The sequence below is a fragment of the Pseudophaeobacter sp. TrK17 genome, from assembly GCF_042192375.1.
GTDB lineage: Bacteria > Pseudomonadota > Alphaproteobacteria > Rhodobacterales > Rhodobacteraceae > Pseudophaeobacter.
In genome coordinates this window covers 1,813,707-1,831,499 of the sequence record NZ_CP071700.1, presented here as the reverse complement: position 1 = coordinate 1,831,499, position 17,793 = coordinate 1,813,707, and the positions used below count along the sequence as shown (strand labels likewise).

At 59.4% G+C, this 17,793-nt stretch carries 13 protein-coding genes; 9 read left to right on the top strand and 4 right to left on the bottom strand.

Translation table 11 applies throughout. The annotated features are described in order from the left end of the window. Positions 1 to 102: 102 nt before the first annotated feature. On the bottom strand, positions 103 to 726 hold the full coding sequence (locus JZI28_RS08560; RefSeq protein ID WP_348157033.1) for a helix-turn-helix domain-containing protein: 624 nt from the start codon (positions 724 to 726) through the stop codon (positions 103 to 105). A gap of 64 nt (positions 727 to 790) precedes the next feature. Between JZI28_RS08560 and JZI28_RS08555 the strand changes: the two genes are divergently transcribed. From JZI28_RS08555 to JZI28_RS08535, 5 genes are all read left to right on the top strand, one after another. Continuing rightward, entirely contained in the window at positions 791 to 2,299 is a 1,509-nt protein-coding gene (locus tag JZI28_RS08555) for a class I adenylate-forming enzyme family protein (RefSeq protein WP_375700086.1), read from the top strand. 3 nt (positions 2,300 to 2,302) lie between these two features. After that, entirely contained in the window at positions 2,303 to 2,986 is a 684-nt protein-coding gene (locus JZI28_RS08550; protein ID WP_295452036.1) for a DsbA family oxidoreductase, read from the top strand. Then, positions 2,983 to 3,414 (top strand): potassium channel family protein, encoded by a 432-nt coding sequence (locus JZI28_RS08545; protein WP_375699848.1) that lies wholly within the window; start codon positions 2,983 to 2,985, stop codon positions 3,412 to 3,414. The genes JZI28_RS08550 and JZI28_RS08545 overlap by 4 nt, the downstream gene beginning before the upstream one ends. Before the next feature lie 238 nt (positions 3,415 to 3,652). Then, positions 3,653 to 4,873 (top strand): multidrug effflux MFS transporter, encoded by a 1,221-nt coding sequence (locus JZI28_RS08540; protein WP_295452041.1) that lies wholly within the window; start codon positions 3,653 to 3,655, stop codon positions 4,871 to 4,873. 137 nt (positions 4,874 to 5,010) lie between these two features. Continuing rightward, positions 5,011 to 6,684, top strand: coding sequence for a hypothetical protein (locus tag JZI28_RS08535; protein WP_375699847.1), 1,674 nt, complete (start codon positions 5,011 to 5,013; stop codon positions 6,682 to 6,684). A 36-nt stretch (positions 6,685 to 6,720) separates the two neighbouring features. On the opposite strand, the gene mfd is transcribed toward JZI28_RS08535, so the two are convergent. Next, a complete protein-coding gene (gene mfd / locus JZI28_RS08530; protein ID WP_375699846.1) occupies positions 6,721 to 10,176 on the bottom strand; it encodes a transcription-repair coupling factor in 3,456 nt (1,151 codons plus the stop codon). 150 nt (positions 10,177 to 10,326) lie between these two features. Next, a complete protein-coding gene (locus JZI28_RS08525) occupies positions 10,327 to 10,854 on the bottom strand; it encodes a component of SufBCD complex (RefSeq protein WP_375699845.1) in 528 nt (175 codons plus the stop codon). Between the two features lie 240 nt (positions 10,855 to 11,094). Between JZI28_RS08525 and hemB the strand changes: the two genes are divergently transcribed. Both hemB and JZI28_RS08515 read left to right on the top strand, forming a co-directional pair. After that, positions 11,095 to 12,093, top strand: coding sequence for a porphobilinogen synthase (gene hemB, locus JZI28_RS08520; protein ID WP_375699844.1), 999 nt, complete (start codon positions 11,095 to 11,097; stop codon positions 12,091 to 12,093). A gap of 284 nt (positions 12,094 to 12,377) precedes the next feature. Then, entirely contained in the window at positions 12,378 to 12,953 is a 576-nt protein-coding gene (locus JZI28_RS08515; RefSeq protein WP_297341783.1) for a YSC84-related protein, read from the top strand. A 154-nt stretch (positions 12,954 to 13,107) separates the two neighbouring features. Here the strand turns inward: JZI28_RS08515 and JZI28_RS08510 are convergent, their stop codons facing one another. Continuing rightward, positions 13,108 to 13,980 (bottom strand): NAD(P)-dependent oxidoreductase, encoded by an 873-nt coding sequence (locus tag JZI28_RS08510; protein ID WP_375699843.1) that lies wholly within the window; start codon positions 13,978 to 13,980, stop codon positions 13,108 to 13,110. 114 nt (positions 13,981 to 14,094) lie between these two features. Between JZI28_RS08510 and JZI28_RS08505 the strand changes: the two genes are divergently transcribed. Beyond that, on the top strand, positions 14,095 to 16,572 hold the full coding sequence (locus tag JZI28_RS08505; RefSeq protein WP_375699842.1) for a penicillin acylase family protein: 2,478 nt from the start codon (positions 14,095 to 14,097) through the stop codon (positions 16,570 to 16,572). 6 nt (positions 16,573 to 16,578) lie between these two features. Then, positions 16,579 to 17,763 (top strand): cation:proton antiporter, encoded by a 1,185-nt coding sequence (locus JZI28_RS08500; protein ID WP_375699841.1) that lies wholly within the window; start codon positions 16,579 to 16,581, stop codon positions 17,761 to 17,763. Positions 17,764 to 17,793 lie beyond the last annotated feature (30 nt).

The following is a 17,793-nucleotide window of genomic DNA, read 5'->3' as shown; positions in this document are numbered from 1 at the left end:
CTAAGGCAAAGCCCCTGCCGCACTCCGCATCTGGCCAGGCACACGTCTGGAATGGGGCACGCCGAAAATGGGCGGCGCCTGAAACACTTTCTTATCAGGGCTTTAGCTTAGCGAGGTCACCCAGAGAATGGTGGCGTCTTCCTGACTTTTGGACACCACATTGTGCCCCATAGCTGCGTCATAATAGGCGCTGTCGCCCCGCCGCATCTCAACCGGTTCGTAAAACTCAGTAAACAGAGTCACCACGCCGGTCAGCACATACATGAATTCTTCGCCGTCGTGACGCACCCAGCCATCAAACTCTTCCATCGACCGCGCCCGCACCCGGGCCCGGTAAGGCAACATCTGTTTGCGGCGCAGACCTTCGGCCAGCAGCTCATGTTCATAGGTGGCAGTGGCCTGGGCTGAGCCTTCGTTCAGCTTGGTCACCGTCATCCGGCCATTGACCTGATCCCGTTGCGGCGGCGTGAACAGCTGCGGCACCGAGATCTGCAATCCAACAGCCAGCTTTTTCAGGGCTTCATAGGTCGGCGACATCTGGCCGTTTTCGATTTTTGACAGGGTCGAGCGCGCCAGCCCGGCCTGATTGGCCGCATGTTCCAATGTCCAGTCGCGCGCTTTGCGCAACTCACGAACACGGGCGCCCAGGTCCAGGGGCTCCGCTTCGCGTTCATCCCCATTGGCACGGGCAATGGTAATCAAAGATTTTGGGTCGTTTCCTGTCATAGAGCTTCTATATGCCGCCCGGTGGGTGCTTGCAACGCAGCACTTGTCACGCTAGCCAATGGAAATGTTGTCCCTGTTTGATCAAGGCGCCTTTGCGCCCTGCCCCGCACCCTTTAATCTGGCAGCCTTTGTGCTGCGCCATGCTGTTGATCTGGCCGACAAACCAGGTCTGGAAGTTGTCGGCCCCAGCGGCCTGCAAACCTGGAGCTTTGCCCAGCTGGAAGCCGCAGTGCGCGGCACCGGCACTGGCCTGCTGCAGGCAGGGCTGACGCCCGGCCAGATCGTGCTGATGCGCCTGGGCAATACGGTTGATTTTCCCATTGCCTATCTGGGGGCTATTGCCGCCGGTCTGGTGCCGGTACCGACATCTTCGCAGCTCACCGAAGACGAAACGGCGAAGATGATTGCCGATCTGCAGCCCGCAGCGGTGCTGCGGGACCCAAAGGTCGCCTGCGCTCCCCATGACACGCAGATCCTGCTGGCGGAGTTACAGGCCATGCATGGGCTCCCGCCCTGCGCCTATGACATGGGGGATCCAAACCGGATGGCCTATGCGGTCTACACCTCGGGGACCAGCGGCAAGGCCCGCGCGGTGGCCCATGCCCACCGCGCCATCTGGGCCCGCCAGATGATGGTGACGGGCTGGTATGATCTCAAACCCTCTGACCGGTTGCTGCATGCCGGCGCCTTCAACTGGACCTTTACCCTGGGCACAGGCCTGATGGACCCCTGGGCCATGGGGGCCACCGCCCTGATCCCGGAACCCGGCACGGACCCTAGTGATCTGCCAGAGCTGTTGCGCCAACATGATGCAACCATATTTGCAGCTGCCCCGGGTGTTTACCGCAAGATCCTAAAAAGCGAGACCGCTATGGAGCTTCCCAAGCTGCGCCATGGATTATGTGCGGGTGAAAAGCTCTCGTCGCATCTGCACGGCGCCTGGAACAGCACGACAGGCACCGAGCTGTATGAGGCCTATGGCATGTCCGAATGCTCCACCTTCATTTCCTCCAGCCCGGCCCATCCGGCACGCGGCGACGCGCTGGGGCAGCCGCAGCAGGGCCGCAAAGTCGCCATTCTGGGGCCTGAGGGTCCGGTGCCCCAGGGCCAGGAGGGCACGATCGCCATAGCCGCCAGCGACCCCGGATTGATGCTGGGATACCTGAACGCCCCGGAAGAGACCGCAGCACGCATGCAGGACGGCTGGTTCCTGACCGGTGATCAAGGCGCCATGGCGGTCGACGGACAGGTGAGCTATCTTGGCCGGGCAGACGATATGATGAATGCCGGCGGCTTTCGTGTCTCCCCGATTGAGGTGGAAACCCAGCTTTCGGCCCATCCAGGCATTACCCAAGTGGGGGTTGCCTCGGTTGAGGTCAAAACCGACAGCCATATCATTGTGGCCTTCTATACTGGTCCAACCCAATTGGATGAGCCCGAGCTGGAGGCTTTTGCCGCCGCCCACCTGGCGCGCTATAAACAGCCGCGCGCCTATGTGTATCTCGATATGCTGCCCAGTGGCGCCAACGGTAAGTTGTTGCGCCGCGCCCTGCCCGCCTATTTCAAAGGATAAGCCATGACCGCTGATCTGACTGCCTCGTTGCCTACCGTCAAGCTCGACATCATTTCCGACCCGATCTGCCCCTGGTGCTATATCGGCAAGACGCATCTGGACAAAGCCCTGGCCGAAATCCCCGATCACCCCTTTGTGATTGAATGGCACCCCTTTCAGCTGAACCCAGACATGCCCTCTGAGGGCATGGGACGGCGGGCCTATCTGGAAGGCAAGTTTGGCGGTAAAGAGGCCGCAGTCCGGGCCTATGCTCCGGTGGTCGAGCACGCTGAAAAAGCAGGCCTAAACATCGATTTTGAAGGCATGCAGCGCACCCCAAACACGATTGATGCTCACCGGCTGATCCACTGGGCCGGGATCGAGGGCAAACAGGGGGCCATGGTCGATGCGCTGTTTGATGCCTATTTTGCCCAGGCCCGCGATATTGGCGATCACGAAGTACTGGTTGAGATCGCAGAAAAAGTCGGCATGGAAGCCGATGTCGTGCGTCAGCTTTTGTCTGGGGCCAATGATGCCGACGACATCCGCAACCGCGACGCCCATTCACGCAAGATGGGGGTTTCTTCGGTTCCCACCTTTATCATTGCCAATCAGCATGCGGTTCCAGGTGCCCAGCAGCCTGAAATGTGGAAACAGATCATCGCAGATATCATGCAGCAACTTCAATCGCCTGAGGAGGATGCATGAGCCAACTCAGGCGCATGACAATCTTTGTTTCGCTGCTGGTTATCATCTCTGGCAGCACGGTGTTTTTTCGCATCGTCGAAGGTTGGAGCTGGCTGGATTCCTATTTTTTTACCATCGTGACCATCTCTACCGTTGGCTATGGAAATCTGGTGCCGATCACCGCGGCGGGCAAGCTGGCTACGACCTTTTTGATTTTTGGCGGTTTGGGCGTTTTTGCCCTCGCCATCCATGAATTTGCCAAGATCCAGCTGCTCAAACGGCAAGAGCACAACGAATGGCTTTTTGCCCGCCTTGGTCGCCATAAGGAGGGCGAAGAAGATGTGGTTGCCAATAAGGACGACCAACCCCATCGCCCGAGTCAGAGCCAGAATGCACCCCATCAGGGGGGGCTGCCCTCTAGCCCGCAAGATCCATCCGGGCAAAAATAGCTATTGGATTTAAGGACCTCGCCGCGCCCTATGAGGGATTGAAGCCTTGATCTTCCGTTGCATATCGTCGCCTCTGCCTAGGTCCGCACCCCGGCCAAAGTAATTCACAAGACAACAATGCACATACCCCTGTGCATTTTGAGCCTTGGCCTCTGGCTGGCTCGCGTGATACCCGCCCTTATCGAGGCCCGGTCCGGATTCAATTTCAGGATCCCCGAAGTCTCTTATGAGGATCCCAATGACGACGAAACCCGCCCAAGCCATGTCCAAGGCCGAGTTCATTTCTCTGGTTGCGATGATGATGGCCACGATTGCTTTTTCTATCGACGCCATGCTGCCGGCCCTGCCGGAAATTGGCGCACAACTGAGCCCCGATGACATCAACCAGGCCCAGTTGATCCTGACCTCATTTGTCCTAGGCATGGGCATTGGTACCTTTTTTACCGGCCCGCTTTCGGATGCCTTTGGACGTAAGCCCGTGATCGTGGTCGGCGCGCTGGTCTATATCGTCTCGGCCGGGGTGGCCTGGGCTTCCTCCTCGCTGGAACTGGTTCTTTTTGCCCGGCTTACCATGGGGTTGGGCGCTGCCGGCCCACGGGTTGTTGCCCTGGCCATTGTGCGCGATCTGTATTCCGGGCGCGAGATGGCGCGGATGATGTCCATTGCCATGATGATCTTTACCCTGGTGCCCGCAATTGCACCGATGCTGGGGCAGTTTGTCATCCTCATCGCCGGCTGGCGGGGCATTTTTGCCGCGTTTGCGCTGTTTGCGATCATCATTTCCCTGTGGACCATGCTGCGCCTGCCCGAGCCACTGGCGATAGAAAACCGGCGCCCCTTTCGTGTTCCGCTGATGATTGCTGCGGTCAAGGAGATGGTGCAGCACCCAACCGTGCGCCTGTCGATTCTGGTGCAGACCCTCTGCCTGGCCATCCTGTTCACCATGATCACCATGGTTCAGCCGATCTATGACATCATTTTTGATCGCGCTGACAGTTTTCCCTTTTGGTTCAGCCTAGTGGCCCTGATGTCGGGCAGCGCCAGCGTGTTGAATGCCTCTGTTGTGGTGCGCATCGGCATGCGCCGCATTGTGACCTGGTCTCTGGCCGGGCAGATCGTCCTCTCGGCTGTCATGTTAACGCTCGAAAGCCTGCCACTCCCCGGCGCTGTGGCCTTTGGGCTGTTCGTCGCCTGGCAAACCAGCGTGTTCTTTATGGCCGGCACCACTCTGGGCAATCTCAATGCAATGGCGATGGAACCCATGGGCCATATCGCCGGCATGGCCGCTTCGGTCATTGGTGCGATTTCTACGGTCTGTGGTGCCATCATTGCAGCGCCTATCGGGCTGTTGTTTGATGGCACGCTGTTGCCAGTCACCCTGGGAATTCTGGTTATGTCCGGCCTTGGCTACCTGATCATGCTACACATCGCCCGGGTCGAGGCGCGGCTTGTGCCCTAGCCACGGATCTTTTGGATCGGGGCGCATCACTGGTGCGCCCTACAAACTGAAGCCTGCCCCGGCGCACTGTCTTGCCGCGGCACCGCAAAACTCCTAACCTCTTTGAATATTTCAGCCAGATATTTGGAGAGGTTTTTATGGAATATCCGTATGATCTGGGCAGCTATTCAAGCCCAATCACCACCACATCCCCAGAGGCGCAGCTGTGGTTTGATCGCGGATTGATCTGGACCTATGGCTACAATCACCAAGAGGCCGTCGCTTGTTTCAAACTGGCGCTGTCCCATGATCCTGCCTGCGCCATGGCCCATTGGGGGCTGTCCTATGCCTCTGGCCCCAATTACAACATGCCCTGGGCGCTGCACGATCAGCCCGGTCGCGCCGAAGCCCTCTCCATCGCCTATGATTCCAGCCAGGCGGCGCTGGAGCATTCAGCAGGCTGCACCACAGCCGAAACCCTGCTGATCAAGGCCCTGCGGGCGCGCTATCCACAGCGCGCGCTGGCCGATGACATGCATGCCTGGGATTATGACTTTGCCGATGCCATGCGCGCGGCCTTTGCCAGCTGTGACGACCATCTCGACCTGCGCACGGTTTACGCCGAAAGTCTGCTCAACCTCACCCCCTGGAAGATGTGGGATCTGAAATCCGGCGCCCCGGCCAAGGGCGCTGCAACGCTGGAGGCGCAGCAGGTGCTCGAAGCCGCCATGGACACCGCCCCAGGCGCCATGCAGCACCCCGGCCTGTTACATCTTTATGTGCATCTGATGGAGATGTCGCCCACACCGGAAAAGGCGCTCAAGGCTGCGGATGTATTGCGCCGCCTGGTGCCGGATGCCGGGCATCTGGTGCATATGCCCACTCATATTGATGTGCTGTGCGGCAACTATCATGACGTGGTGCTTTGGAACGAAGAAGCGGTCAAGGCAGATCTGAAATACTACGCCCGCGAAGGCGCGTATAACATCTACACGGGCTACCGCCAGCACGACTATCACTTCGTCATCTATGGCGCTCTTTTCCTTGGACAAATAGAACCCGCCCTGCAGGCCAACGCCGGGTTGTGGCAGACCACCCCCGAAGAGATGCTACGCATTGAGAGCCCACCGATGGCGGACTACTTTGAATCCTATATGGCGATGCACCCCCATATCCTGATCCGATTTGGCCGTTGGGAGGACTGCATCGCTCTGGAATTGCCTCAAGATCCAAAGCTTTACTGCACTCTCACGGCGACCACCCATTACGCCCGCGCCATCGGCTATGCAGCCACTGGCCGGGTGGCAGAGGCCGAAGCGGAAGAGCAGCACTTTCTCGCAGCCAAGGCCCGGGTGCCGGAAAGCCGCCTGATGCACAACAACCGGGTGGTGGATCTGTTAGAGATCGCCCGCGAAATGCTGCGCGGTGAGATTGAATATCGCAAGGAAAACTACGCCACGGCCTACGACCACCTGCGCCGCTCGGTCGCCTTGGACGACACTCTGCCCTATGATGAACCCTGGGGCTGGATGCAGCCCACCCGCCACGCGCTGGGGGCACTGCTATTGGAGCAGGGCCACGTGGCGGAGGCCGAAGCGGTTTACCGTGCCGATCTCGGGCTTGACGACACCCTGTCGCGCGCCTCTGTTCATCCGGGTAATGTGTGGAGTCTCAAAGGCCTATACGACTGTCTGCAAGCGCGCGGCGAGACGATTGAGATCCATCACATCAAACAAAAGCTCGACCTTGCCCAGGCGCGCTCGGATGGGGTCTTTGCCTCCTGCGGCTGCGCCCAGGAGGCTATGCGCCCCTCAAACTGCTGCAGCGCGTAACGCCGCAGATTTCAGGGACGATGAGTAGCCAAGGCCCTATTTGGCCTTGGCTTTTTTCCGCTCGGCAATCAGCCGTTCGGCCAGATCCCGGGCAATGGCAAAGGCACCTTTGATTTTGTCGCTGTCTTTCTTCCAGTCGCGGCGCACCACAATTTTGTTGTCCTTGACCTTGGCCAGACCATTCTGCCCCTGAATGAAATCAACCAGCCCCTGCGGCGAGGCAAATTTGTCATTGTGGAACTGTAGTGTCGCGCCCTTGGGACCAGCGTCCAGTTTGGAAATTCCGGCGCGTTTGCACATGGCCTTGATGCGAACAACGAGCATCAAGGTATTGACCTCTTTGGGCAATTTTCCAAATCGGTCAATCAGCTCAGCGGCAAAACCTTCCAGCTCCACCTTGGTGGTGAGGGAGGAAAGACGGCGATACAGCCCAAGGCGCACATCAAGGTCCGGCACATAGGCCTCTGGGATCAACACCGGCACGCCCAGATTAATCTGCGGCGCCCATTGCTCATCCCCGTCGCTCAAGCCTTCCAGCTCACCGGAGCGGATCTTGGCAATCGCCTCTTCCAGCATCGACTGGTACAGCTCATATCCCACGTCGCGCATCTGGCCGGATTGTTCTTCACCCAGCAGGTTGCCTGCGCCCCGAATATCAAGGTCTTGGCTGGCAAGGGTAAAGCCGGCGCCCAGAGTATCAAGCGAGCCCAGCACCCGCAGGCGCTTTTCTGCGGCCGGTGTCAGGCGTTGGCGTGGCTTGGTGGTGAGATAGGCATAGGCGCGGGTCTTGGAGCGGCCCACACGGCCCCGGATCTGGTAGAGCTGCGACAGGCCAAACATATCCGCACGATGAACCACCATGGTATTGGCGGTTGGAATATCGAGACCGCTTTCAACAATCGTGGTCGCCAACAGTACGTCGTATTTGCCATCGTAAAAGGCGTTCATCCGGTCATCCAGCTCGCCCGGGGCCATCTGACCATGGGCGACCATATAGCTGAGTTCGGGCAATTGTTCTTTCAGGAAGGCCTCGATTTCGGGCAGATCCGAGATGCGGGGCACCACGTAAAAGCTTTGCCCACCACGATAATGTTCGCGCAACAGCGCCTCGCGCAATGTAACCGCGTCAAATTCGCTGACATAGGTGCGGATCGCCAGACGGTCCACCGGTGGCGTGCCGATGATCGACAAATCACGCACCCCGGTGAGGCTCAGCTGTAGGGTCCGCGGGATTGGCGTCGCCGTCAGAGTCAGCACATGGATGTCAGATCGCAGCTGTTTCAGCCGTTCTTTGTGGCCAACACCAAAGTGCTGTTCCTCGTCGATGATCAACAGGCCGAGGTTGTTGAACCGGATGTTTTTGGCCAGTAAGGCATGGGTGCCGATGACGATATCAACCGTACCCTTGGCCATGCCCTCGCGGGTTTTGGCCGCCTCTTTTGCCGTAACAAAGCGCGACAACTGTCTGACCTCCAATGGAAATCCACGAAACCGTTCAGCAAAGGACGCAGCGTGCTGCCGCGCCAAAAGGGTGGTTGGCGCAATCACGGCCACCTGCACGCCCGACATGGCCGCCACAAAGGCTGCCCGCATGGCGACTTCGGTTTTTCCAAAGCCCACATCGCCACAGATCAACCGGTCCATCGGCTGGCCCGAGGTCAGGTCCGCCATGACATCCTCAATCGCGCGCAGCTGATCGTCGGTTTCCTGATAGGGGAAGCGAGCCGAGAACTCCTCCCAGGCATGGGGCGGCGGATCCATCGCAGGGGCACGGCGCAGGGCCCGTTCGGCGGCAATGCGGATAAGCTTATCCGCCATCTCGCGGATGCGTTCCTTGAGCTTGGCCTTTTTCGCCTGCCAGGCGCCGCCGCCAAGACGATCCAGAAAGGCCTCGTCGTGGCCGTATTTGGACAGCAGTTCGATATTCTCTACCGGCAGGTAAAGCTTGGACTCCTCGGCATATTCCAGCAGCAGGCATTCATGGGCGGCCCCGGCGGCGCGCACCACCTCCATCCCCATGTAACGGCCAATGCCATGATCCACATGCACCACCAGATCGCCCGGGCTGAGCGACTGTGTTTCGGTCAGAAAGTTCTCTGCCTTGCGGCGTTTCTTGGGCGCCCGGATCAGCCGGTCCCCCAGCACATCCTGCTCTGAGATCACCGTCAAATCGTCGGTCTGAAACCCATGCTCCAGCGCCCAAACCGCCAGATGCAGCCCGGATTTTCCGATCCTTGTGCCATCCATCACCGGGATGACTTCCGCCAGACCTTCGTCCTCGATCAGCCCGGTCAGCCGTTCGCGCGCGCCCTCGGAATAGGAGGCAACAACCACCGGCCCCTCCTGCAGACGCGCCTTAATGTGGTCGGCCAATGCCCCAAAAAGGCTGACATTTTCCTGCTGCCGCTCGGGCGAGAAGTTGCGACCAATACGGCCACCAGCATCCACCACCCCTGGCCCCGAGGCCTGCGCCAGAGGATGCAGCTGAATGCGCCGCAGGGGCGCCACGGCTTCCTCCCAGGCGGCATCATCCAGATAGAGCAGCCCCGGCGGAGTGGGTTTGTAAACCGTATCCATGCGCCCCTTCTGGCTCATGGCGATCTTGCGGGTCTCGTACTGGTCTTCGATGCTGTCCCAGCGCGCCAGACGCGCCGGGGTGACCTGATCGTCGATCGTGACCGTGGCCTTTGGCAGGTAGTCAAACAGCGTTTCCAGTTTATCGTGGAAGAATGGCAACCAATGCTCAATACCCTGATGTTTGCGCCCGGCGCTCACCGCTTCATACAGCGGATCATCGGTGCCGGCGGCGCCAAACTCGATCCGGTAATTCTGTCGGAACCGGGTGATGGCGGCCTCATCCAGGATCACTTCGGAAACCGGAGCCAGTTCGATCAGATCCAGGGTTTGGGTGGTGCGCTGGCTGGCGGGATCAAACCGGCGGATACCGTCCAGTACATCGCCAAAGAAATCCAGCCGCACCGGACCGCTGTCGCCCGGGGGGAAGATATCAATAATGCCGCCGCGAATGGCATAGTCCCCCGGTTCCATCACCGTGGGGCTTTGCACAAAACCCATGCGCACCAGGAATTCACGCAGTGATTTTTCATCAACCCGCTGATCCACCCGCGCCGAAAAGGCCGCCTGACGCAACACATCGCGCGTCGGCACCCGCTGGCTGGCGGCATTCAGGGTGGTCAACAGGATGAACTGTTTCGGCATCTGGTGCACCAGCGCCGCCAGACAGGCCATCCGCGCCGCCGCCACATCCGCATTGGGTGAGACCCGATCATAGGGCAGACAGTCCCAACCGGGGAAGATGAGCACCGGCATTTCTGGCGCAAAAAATGCAAGCGCGGCCCGCATCGCCTCCATCCGTTTGTCATCGCGGGCGATATGCAAGACGGGTTGGCTGGATTTGGCCAGCTCATCCAGGATCAGCCGGGCATCAAACCCTTCGGGGGCGCCGCCCATGGTAATCGCTCTTTGCGCCATATCGCGCCTCTCCTCTCAAACATCTGCTCTTGGACCTCATCCGAGGCAGGCTCGTTTCTTGGACTGCTGGGAGTGGACCACCTGCCCCGTGTTATACGGCGTTATACGGCGCGCAGAAATGCCCACAGCGCCTCACAGTTAGCCGCCCAGTTAGCCACCTAGTGGACCGATATTCAGGTTCTGATACATGCCCCAAAGCGCGGTCACAAAGATAAAAATCATACCCAGAATCTGTATCAAAAACCGGCAAGTTGTCATGGCTTTATAAAGGTCTTCGCCCTGTGCCTCATTTTGAAGAACTTTCTGCGCGGTCATCAGATTAATCAGAACGACCAGCGACAGCGGAAACACCAGCAAAAACACCGCCTGGGCGATCTCCATCCCCAGCACGAAGCCAAGGGTCGCCAAGGCAGACAGGAAAAAACAGGCAAGCCCGAGCAGCCAGACCCCGGCGGATCGCACCACGAACATCATACGGTTCACGTTGATACGCACCAGATCGTCCAGGTCCTGCACCGCTTGCCCACCGTATTTGCGGGCCCGATGCACCATGTCAAACGGTGCGCCCAGAATGCGATGGCTAAGGGTAGACCACATAACCGCCAAGGCAATCCAATACCACAGATTGGAAAAAGACCGCAGATCAATCATCTCGGACAGGGTTTCAAACAAGCTCAAAACGTCAATGCCTCTTATCACGCAGGATCACGCTGCCGCCCGAACTGACTCTTTTGCAGACAGAAGGCAATATCCCGCGGCTGCGAACCGGCTCTATATCCTCTGTCACATTGGGTTAAACAAGCCCCCGAGCACAGCCAGGCCGGCAGAGTGAGAAAAGCGCGGCGATTGTGCCACTTGCCTTGGGCCGGGCTTCCATGCGACCCAAAGGCAACCTGCAATAAAACAGATGAGTTCCAGATGAAGCCGACCGTCGCTCCCTTTCCCGCCGCCCGATTGCGCCGTACCCGGGTTACCCCTGCAATCAGAGGCTTGGTTCGTCAGAACACCCTGACCACGGATGATCTGATCTGGCCGGTGTTTGTGCGCGATGGCGAAGGTATTGAGGAACCCGTGAGCTCGATGCCTGGCGTGCTGCGCCGCTCGGTCGACAAGATTGCCGAGGCCGCGGTGGAGGCACAGGCGCTGGGCATTCCGGCGATCTGTCTGTTTCCCTACACTGATGCCGCACTCAAGACAGAGGATTGCGCTGAGGCCTGGAGCCCGAACAATCTGTGCAATCGCGCTATCCGCGCCATCAAAGCGGTGGCGCCCGATATTGCGGTAATGACCGATGTGGCGCTGGACCCCTATAATATCAACGGCCATGATGGCTATGTGGTTGACGGTGAGATCCTCAATGATGAAACCGTTGAGGCCCTGGTCAAGATGAGCCTGGCTCAGGCAGAGGCCGGCGCGGATATCATCGGCCCCTCTGATATGATGGATGGCCGTATTGGCGCCATGCGCAGCGCCTTGGAAGCAGCCGGTCATCGCAATGTTTCGATCCTGTCCTATGCGGCAAAATACGCCTCGGGCTATTATGGCCCCTTCCGGGATGCGGTTGGCGCCTCGGGCGCGCTTCAGGGCGACAAAAAAACCTATCAGATGGATCCCGGCAACTCGGATGAGGCCCTGCGCCTGATTGAGCGCGACCTGCAGGAAGGCGCGGATATGGTGATGGTGAAGCCGGGAATTGCCTATCTGGACATCTGCTACCGGGTGAAATCCACCTTTGGCACACCAACCTTTGCCTATCAGGTCTCGGGTGAATACGCGATGATTCAGGCTGCGGCGCAGAACGGCTGGATTGACGGGGAAAAGGTCATGCTGGAAAGCCTGATGGCCTTTAAACGCGCCGGCTGTGATGGGATCCTCAGCTACTTTGCACCACAAACGGCGCGAATTCTTAACGGTTAGGGGCAGCAGGCCTCTGCCGCCCCGACCGTATGATCAACGGCATGATCAACGGCCTGCACATTGGCCTGCTCACCAGAAGGTGACTGCCATAGAGCGATATGCCGCCCATTTGCGGCTCTGACTGTTGCCCAAGTGGTGACAGTCGGCAAGAATGCACCTATACCTTATGGCAGAGCCGGAAAACCGGCCTATTGCAACGACACCCGCTCGGGCAGATTTGACCGGGGTGAGGATCTCTCACCCAGGTTTGGCCGTTTCGAGCAGCAGGACAGGCAACTGGATATATGAGCAGCAAATCTTTTGACCGCATGTCACGTCGCGGATTCACCCTAAGCCTTATGGCCGGAGCGGGCGTTACCGCCGCCTGCGGCAATGGCGTTGGCAGCAACAATGGGGCGACCATTGATGCACGCGTCGATTCAACTCTGAATCAGATGTATAATCGCTACCCCAACACCCAGACCCTGGCGGCAAAATCCACCGGTATGCTGGTCATGCCACTGGTGACCGAGGCTGGGTTTATTTTTGGCGGAGCCTATGGCCGCGGTGCCCTTCTGATCAATGGCGCCACCGTGGATTATTATTCGACCGTAAAAGGCAACGCGGGGCTGCAAATCGGCGCCCAGCAATATGCCCATGTTCTGTTCTTTATGACCCAGGATGCGCTGAGCGGATTCCGTCGCTCGTCAGGCTGGGCCGCTGGCGCGGATCTTGAGTATGTGGTCCGCGATGACGGGAACTCCATCTCTGCCGATACAAACACGCTGACCTCGCCAGTTCTAGCGGCTGTCTTTGGTCAGGCCGGGCTGCGCATTGGCGCAACGCTGGAAGGCACAAAATACACCCGCATCATTCCCTAGGCGCCAATCCCGCCCTTTTTGGGCCGCCGATACGCCTAGACAGAAATACAAAAGGCCGTGCAAATCATTTTGCACGGCCTCTTTTAGTATTTAGCTCTTCTCCACCTGGCTGTCTGGCTGTGGCACCCTGCGAGCAGTTTTGCCCGCAAAGGGATTAATCCAAGGCCCGCAGACGTTTAACCAGAGAAGATGTATCCCAACGGCCACCGCCGAGTTTTTGCACCTCTTTGTAGAATTGATCCACCAGGGCCGTGACCGGCAGGCTGGCTCCGGTTTCATTGGCCGCGTCCAGACAGATCCCCAAATCCTTGCGCATCCAATCCACCGCAAAGCCATGTTCGAACTGGTCATCCAACATGGTTTCATAGCGGTTTGCCATCTGCCAGCTGCCAGCGGCACCCTGGCTGATCACCTCGACCACAGCCCTGCCATCCAGGCCGGCTTTTTCTGCAAAATGCAGCGCTTCGCTCAGCCCCTGGACCAGGCCTGCAATGGCAATCTGGTTGCACATCTTGGTCATTTGGCCCGCGCCGCTGTCGCCAATGCGGCGGCAAATGCGGGCGTAGGCCCCGATCACCGGTTCTGCCCGTTCAAAGGCCGCGACATCGCCGCCGCACATCACCGACAAAACGCCATTTTCCGCGCCGGCCTGTCCACCGGAAATCGGCGCATCCACAAACGAAATACCGCTCTCGCCTGCAGCAGCGTATAGCTCACGCGTGACCTTGGCCGAGACCGTCGTGTGATCAACAAACACGCTGCCTGCCGCCATCCCGGCAAAGGCGCCATCCGCCCCCAGACAGACCGCCCGCAGGTCGTCATCATTGCCAACGCAGGACATAACAAATTCTGCCCCCTCTACGGCTTCACGGGGCGTGGCCGCAAAGCTGCCGCCATGGGCCTGCGCCCAGGCTTCGGCCTTTGCGGTTGTACGGTTGTAAACGCTGACGTCATGGCCTGCGGATTTCAGATGACCCGCCATCGGGTAGCCCATAACCCCCAACCCCAAAAATGCGATTTTTGCCATTTGCTTTTCCCCTGTTCTGAACTGGCTTATGTTGGCGACACCCTAACACCGGCCCGGCTAGGTGCAATCGCAGGCACACCGCCAAAGCCATAAAAAATAGGAAACAGGCCCTTGATGGCACGTCTTTTTCGCTGGCTTTTGCGGCTGGCAGCAGCACTGATTCTGCTGATCCTGATCGCCAGCGGTCTGGCCTATTACCTCGCGGCCCAGTCTTTGCCCGAATACGACAAGCAGATCTCTCTGCCCGGTCTGTCTGCTCCGGTGGAGATTATCCGCGACAATGCCAATGTTCCGCATATTTTTGGCAGCTTTGGCGCCAGTGACGAAGACGTTTATTTTGGCCTCGGATATGCCCATGCGCAGGACCGTTTATGGCAAATGGCGGTGCTGCGGCGCACCGCTCAGGGGCGGCTGTCCGAGATTTTTGGACGCCGCACCCTCGAGAGCGATTTGTTTGTGCGCCGCCTCGATATTTACGGGCTGTCCCAGCAGTCGGTCTCGGCCCAGTCAGCGGAGGCGCTGCAATCGCTCAAAGCCTATTCTGCCGGGGTGAATGCGCGCATCCTGGAAATCAACGAAAACGCCCTGGGACGGGGGGCGCCCGAGATGTTCCTGTTCAACATGCCGATGGCCCCCTGGCAGCCAGCCGATAGCATCGCCGTGATGAAACTCATGGCGCTGCGCTCATCGCACCACCTGCAGGATGAGGTTTTGCGGGCGCGAACCTCCCTGGCGCTCGCCGATCCCGAACGCCTGCAGGACATTCTGCCCGACGCCCCCGGTAAGGGCATCACCACTCTGCCCGAATACGCCAGTCTTTTCCCGGGTCTGCCCCGCTATGCCAGCGCTGCCCCACTGCCCCCCAAGAGCAGCCTGTTTCCAGTCTCCCCGCGTGGCTTTGGCGGTGCCTCCAACGCCTGGGCCGCCGCCCCCAATCGCTCTGCCGCGGGGGGCAGCCTTTTGGCCAATGATCCACATCTGACGCTTTCGGCGCCGGGCAGCTGGTATTTGGCCCGCATGGAACTGGCAACTGGCGGTATAATCGGCGGCACCATTCCTGGCATTCCCGCCATCCTGACCGGGCGTTCAGAACAGCTAGGCTGGGGCATTACCGCATCTTTTCTGGATGATCAGGATCTGTTCATCGAAAAACTAAACCCGGACACCCCCGAGGAATACCTCACCCCGCAGGGCTATCAGACCTTTACCAAACGCCCCTCGATCATCAAAATCAAGGATGAACCACCAGTGACACTGACCCTGCGCTGGAGTGAAAACGGCCCCATTTTGCCGGGGTCGCTGTTTGGACTGTCGGCGATTACCCCGCCAGGGCATGTTGTCAGCCTGGGCTGGACCGCGCTGGATCCACACGACACATCCCTGACGGCAGCCATTGACCTGATGCGCAGCTCGAACGTCAGCCAAGCCATTGCTGCAGGCGAAGGCTTCATTGCCCCCTCACAGAACCTGGTATTGGCGGACAGAGCCACAATTGCCCAGAAAACCATCGGAGCCTTTCCGGCGCGCGATGCCCGCCATCATAGCAAGGGACGCCTGCCCAGCCAGGGTTGGCAGCGGGTGAACCGTTGGCTGGGGCGCGCCCCCTATGCCGCCAATCCTGAATTCACCAGCCCGCGCGGCGGCATACTGGGTAACACAAACAACAAAATTCTGCAGCGCCCCTTCCCCAGCCATGTCTCTTATAGCTGGGGCGATACCCAGCGGGTCAACCGCTGGCGCCGCTTGATGCAAAGCCGCGAAGTACACACCCGCGACAGCTTCATGGAGGCCCAGCTTGACACCGTGTCCTACACCGCGCGTTCCCTGCTGCCTTTGATCGGAGCAGACCTGTGGTTCACCGGCGGCGCCGCAGAGGATGGCAGCCGAGAAAAGCAGCGCCAGACCGCCCTGACGCTGTTGTCAGAATGGAACGGTGAGATGAATGAACATCTGCCCGAACCGCTGCTCTATGCCGCCTGGCTCCGCGCGCTTCAGTCCCGCCTGATCGCCGATGATCTGGGACCGCTGGCGAGTGAGTTCAGCCAGGTGGATCCATTGTTCATTGAACGGGTCTACCGCAATGTAGAGGGGGCGGGCAGCTGGTGTGACGTGCGCCAAAGCGCGCCGCAGGAAACCTGCACCGATATGGCCCGCTTGGCGCTGGATGACGCCCTGATCTGGATCGAGGAGCGCTATGGCCCTGCCCTTGAGTCCCTGCGCTGGGGGGATGCCCATCAGGCCACCCAGGACCACGAAACCCTGGGAGACGTTCCTGTCTTGCGGTTCTTTGTGAATATCCGACAGTCGACCAGCGGCGGTGATAACACCCTGCAGCGGGGGCTGACCTCTGGAAAAGGTCCCAACCCGTTCCAGAACATTCATGCTGCGGGCTACCGTGGGGTCTATGATTTTGCCGACCCGGACAGCTCGTTGTTTATTCTGGCCACGGGGCAGTCCGGGCATTTCCTATCCCGCAACTACGATGACATGGCCCAGCTGTGGCGACGCGGTGAATATGTGCCCATGTCGCTGGACGAAGATCTTGCCCGCGCTGCTGCGGTTGGTGTCACCAAAATCAACCCTAGGAACTGACCTGCCATGCAAAACCTCGCAACCCCTCTTATTGTGATGGGCATATTGTTCTTTGTCGGTTTGGCTGCCGACCGCATCGGGCGGAAACTGCGGCTGCCACGGGTGACGCTGTTGCTGGGCTTTGGCCTGGTGGTGGGTCAGGCCGGGTTTGACCTGTTGCCGGACGCGATTACTGATCTGTACCAGGTGGTGGCGATTGTCGCCCTCAGCGCTGTCGCCGTTCTGTTGGGCAGCTCGCTCTCGATCAATAACCTGCGGGGGCATGGGCGTATCGTGATCGTCGTCTCGCTCTGCGTCGTGTTGGTGACCCAGGCGGTGGTGACCATTGGGCTCTGGGGCTTTGGTCTGCCGCTGGCCCTGGCCCTGGTACTGGGCGCCCTGGCCACCGCCACCGATCCTGCAGCCACCTATGATGTCATTGACCAGTCCGGCCAGGACAACTCCTTCACCAAAAGACTAAAGGGCATTGTCGCCATTGACGATGCCTGGGGGCTTTTGGCCTTTAGCCTGACAATGCTCGCACTGCGCCTGTTTGGCGACATCGGCGGAGCCGGAGAGGAATCGCCCCTGACCGCTGCCGCCTATGAGCTTGGCGGATCTATTGCTTTGGGGGTTGCTATCGGCTGGCCGGGTGCCTTTCTGATTGGTCGGTTTTCCGACGGAGAACCTCTCAGGATCGAGGCGCTGGGCCTGATTTTTCTCACCGCAGGTCTGTCGCTGATGCTAGGGCTGTCCTATCTTATTGCTGGCATGACCGTCGGGGCCGTGATCGTCAATCACGCCCGCCACCACAGCCGCGCCTTTGACGAGGTGCGCAGCTTTGAATGGCCATTCTTGATTGTCTTCTTTGTGCTTGCTGGCGCGTCTTTGGATGCAAGCGCCCTGATTTTGGCAGGGGGCGCTGGTTTTGGCTATGCGCTGTTTCGCATTTTGGGTCGTCTTCTTGGAGGCTGGGTCGGTGGGCTGGCAGCACAGGCCCCGGCACAAGAAAGCCGCCACTATGGCGCTGCCATGCTGCCGCAAGCGGGGGTAGCCATCGGGATGGCACTGGCGGCCTCGGAACAACTGCCCGCCTATGGCGATCTGATCACCGCGCTGGCCATCGGCACAACTGCGGGGTTCGAGCTGATCGGCCCTGTGGTCACGGCCTATGTTTTGTCCCGGCAAGGCAAAGCAAACAAATCTAACTGAGGCTGCAAATGCAGACGAGCGCGGGAAGTC

Coding starts and splice junctions, on each gene's coding strand:
- JZI28_RS08560 (WP_348157033.1), bottom strand. CDS start 726: ATGACAGGAAACGACCCAAAATCTTTGATTACCATTGCCCGTGCCAAT.
- JZI28_RS08555 (WP_375700086.1), top strand. CDS start 791: ATGTTGTCCCTGTTTGATCAAGGCGCCTTTGCGCCCTGCCCCGCACCC.
- JZI28_RS08550 (WP_295452036.1), top strand. CDS start 2,303: ATGACCGCTGATCTGACTGCCTCGTTGCCTACCGTCAAGCTCGACATC.
- JZI28_RS08545 (WP_375699848.1), top strand. CDS start 2,983: ATGAGCCAACTCAGGCGCATGACAATCTTTGTTTCGCTGCTGGTTATC.
- JZI28_RS08540 (WP_295452041.1), top strand. CDS start 3,653: ATGACGACGAAACCCGCCCAAGCCATGTCCAAGGCCGAGTTCATTTCT.
- JZI28_RS08535 (WP_375699847.1), top strand. CDS start 5,011: ATGGAATATCCGTATGATCTGGGCAGCTATTCAAGCCCAATCACCACC.
- mfd (WP_375699846.1), bottom strand. CDS start 10,176: ATGGCGCAAAGAGCGATTACCATGGGCGGCGCCCCCGAAGGGTTTGAT.
- hemB (WP_375699844.1), top strand. CDS start 11,095: ATGAAGCCGACCGTCGCTCCCTTTCCCGCCGCCCGATTGCGCCGTACC.
- JZI28_RS08515 (WP_297341783.1), top strand. CDS start 12,378: ATGAGCAGCAAATCTTTTGACCGCATGTCACGTCGCGGATTCACCCTA.
- JZI28_RS08510 (WP_375699843.1), bottom strand. CDS start 13,980: ATGGCAAAAATCGCATTTTTGGGGTTGGGGGTTATGGGCTACCCGATG.
- JZI28_RS08505 (WP_375699842.1), top strand. CDS start 14,095: ATGGCACGTCTTTTTCGCTGGCTTTTGCGGCTGGCAGCAGCACTGATT.
- JZI28_RS08500 (WP_375699841.1), top strand. CDS start 16,579: ATGCAAAACCTCGCAACCCCTCTTATTGTGATGGGCATATTGTTCTTT.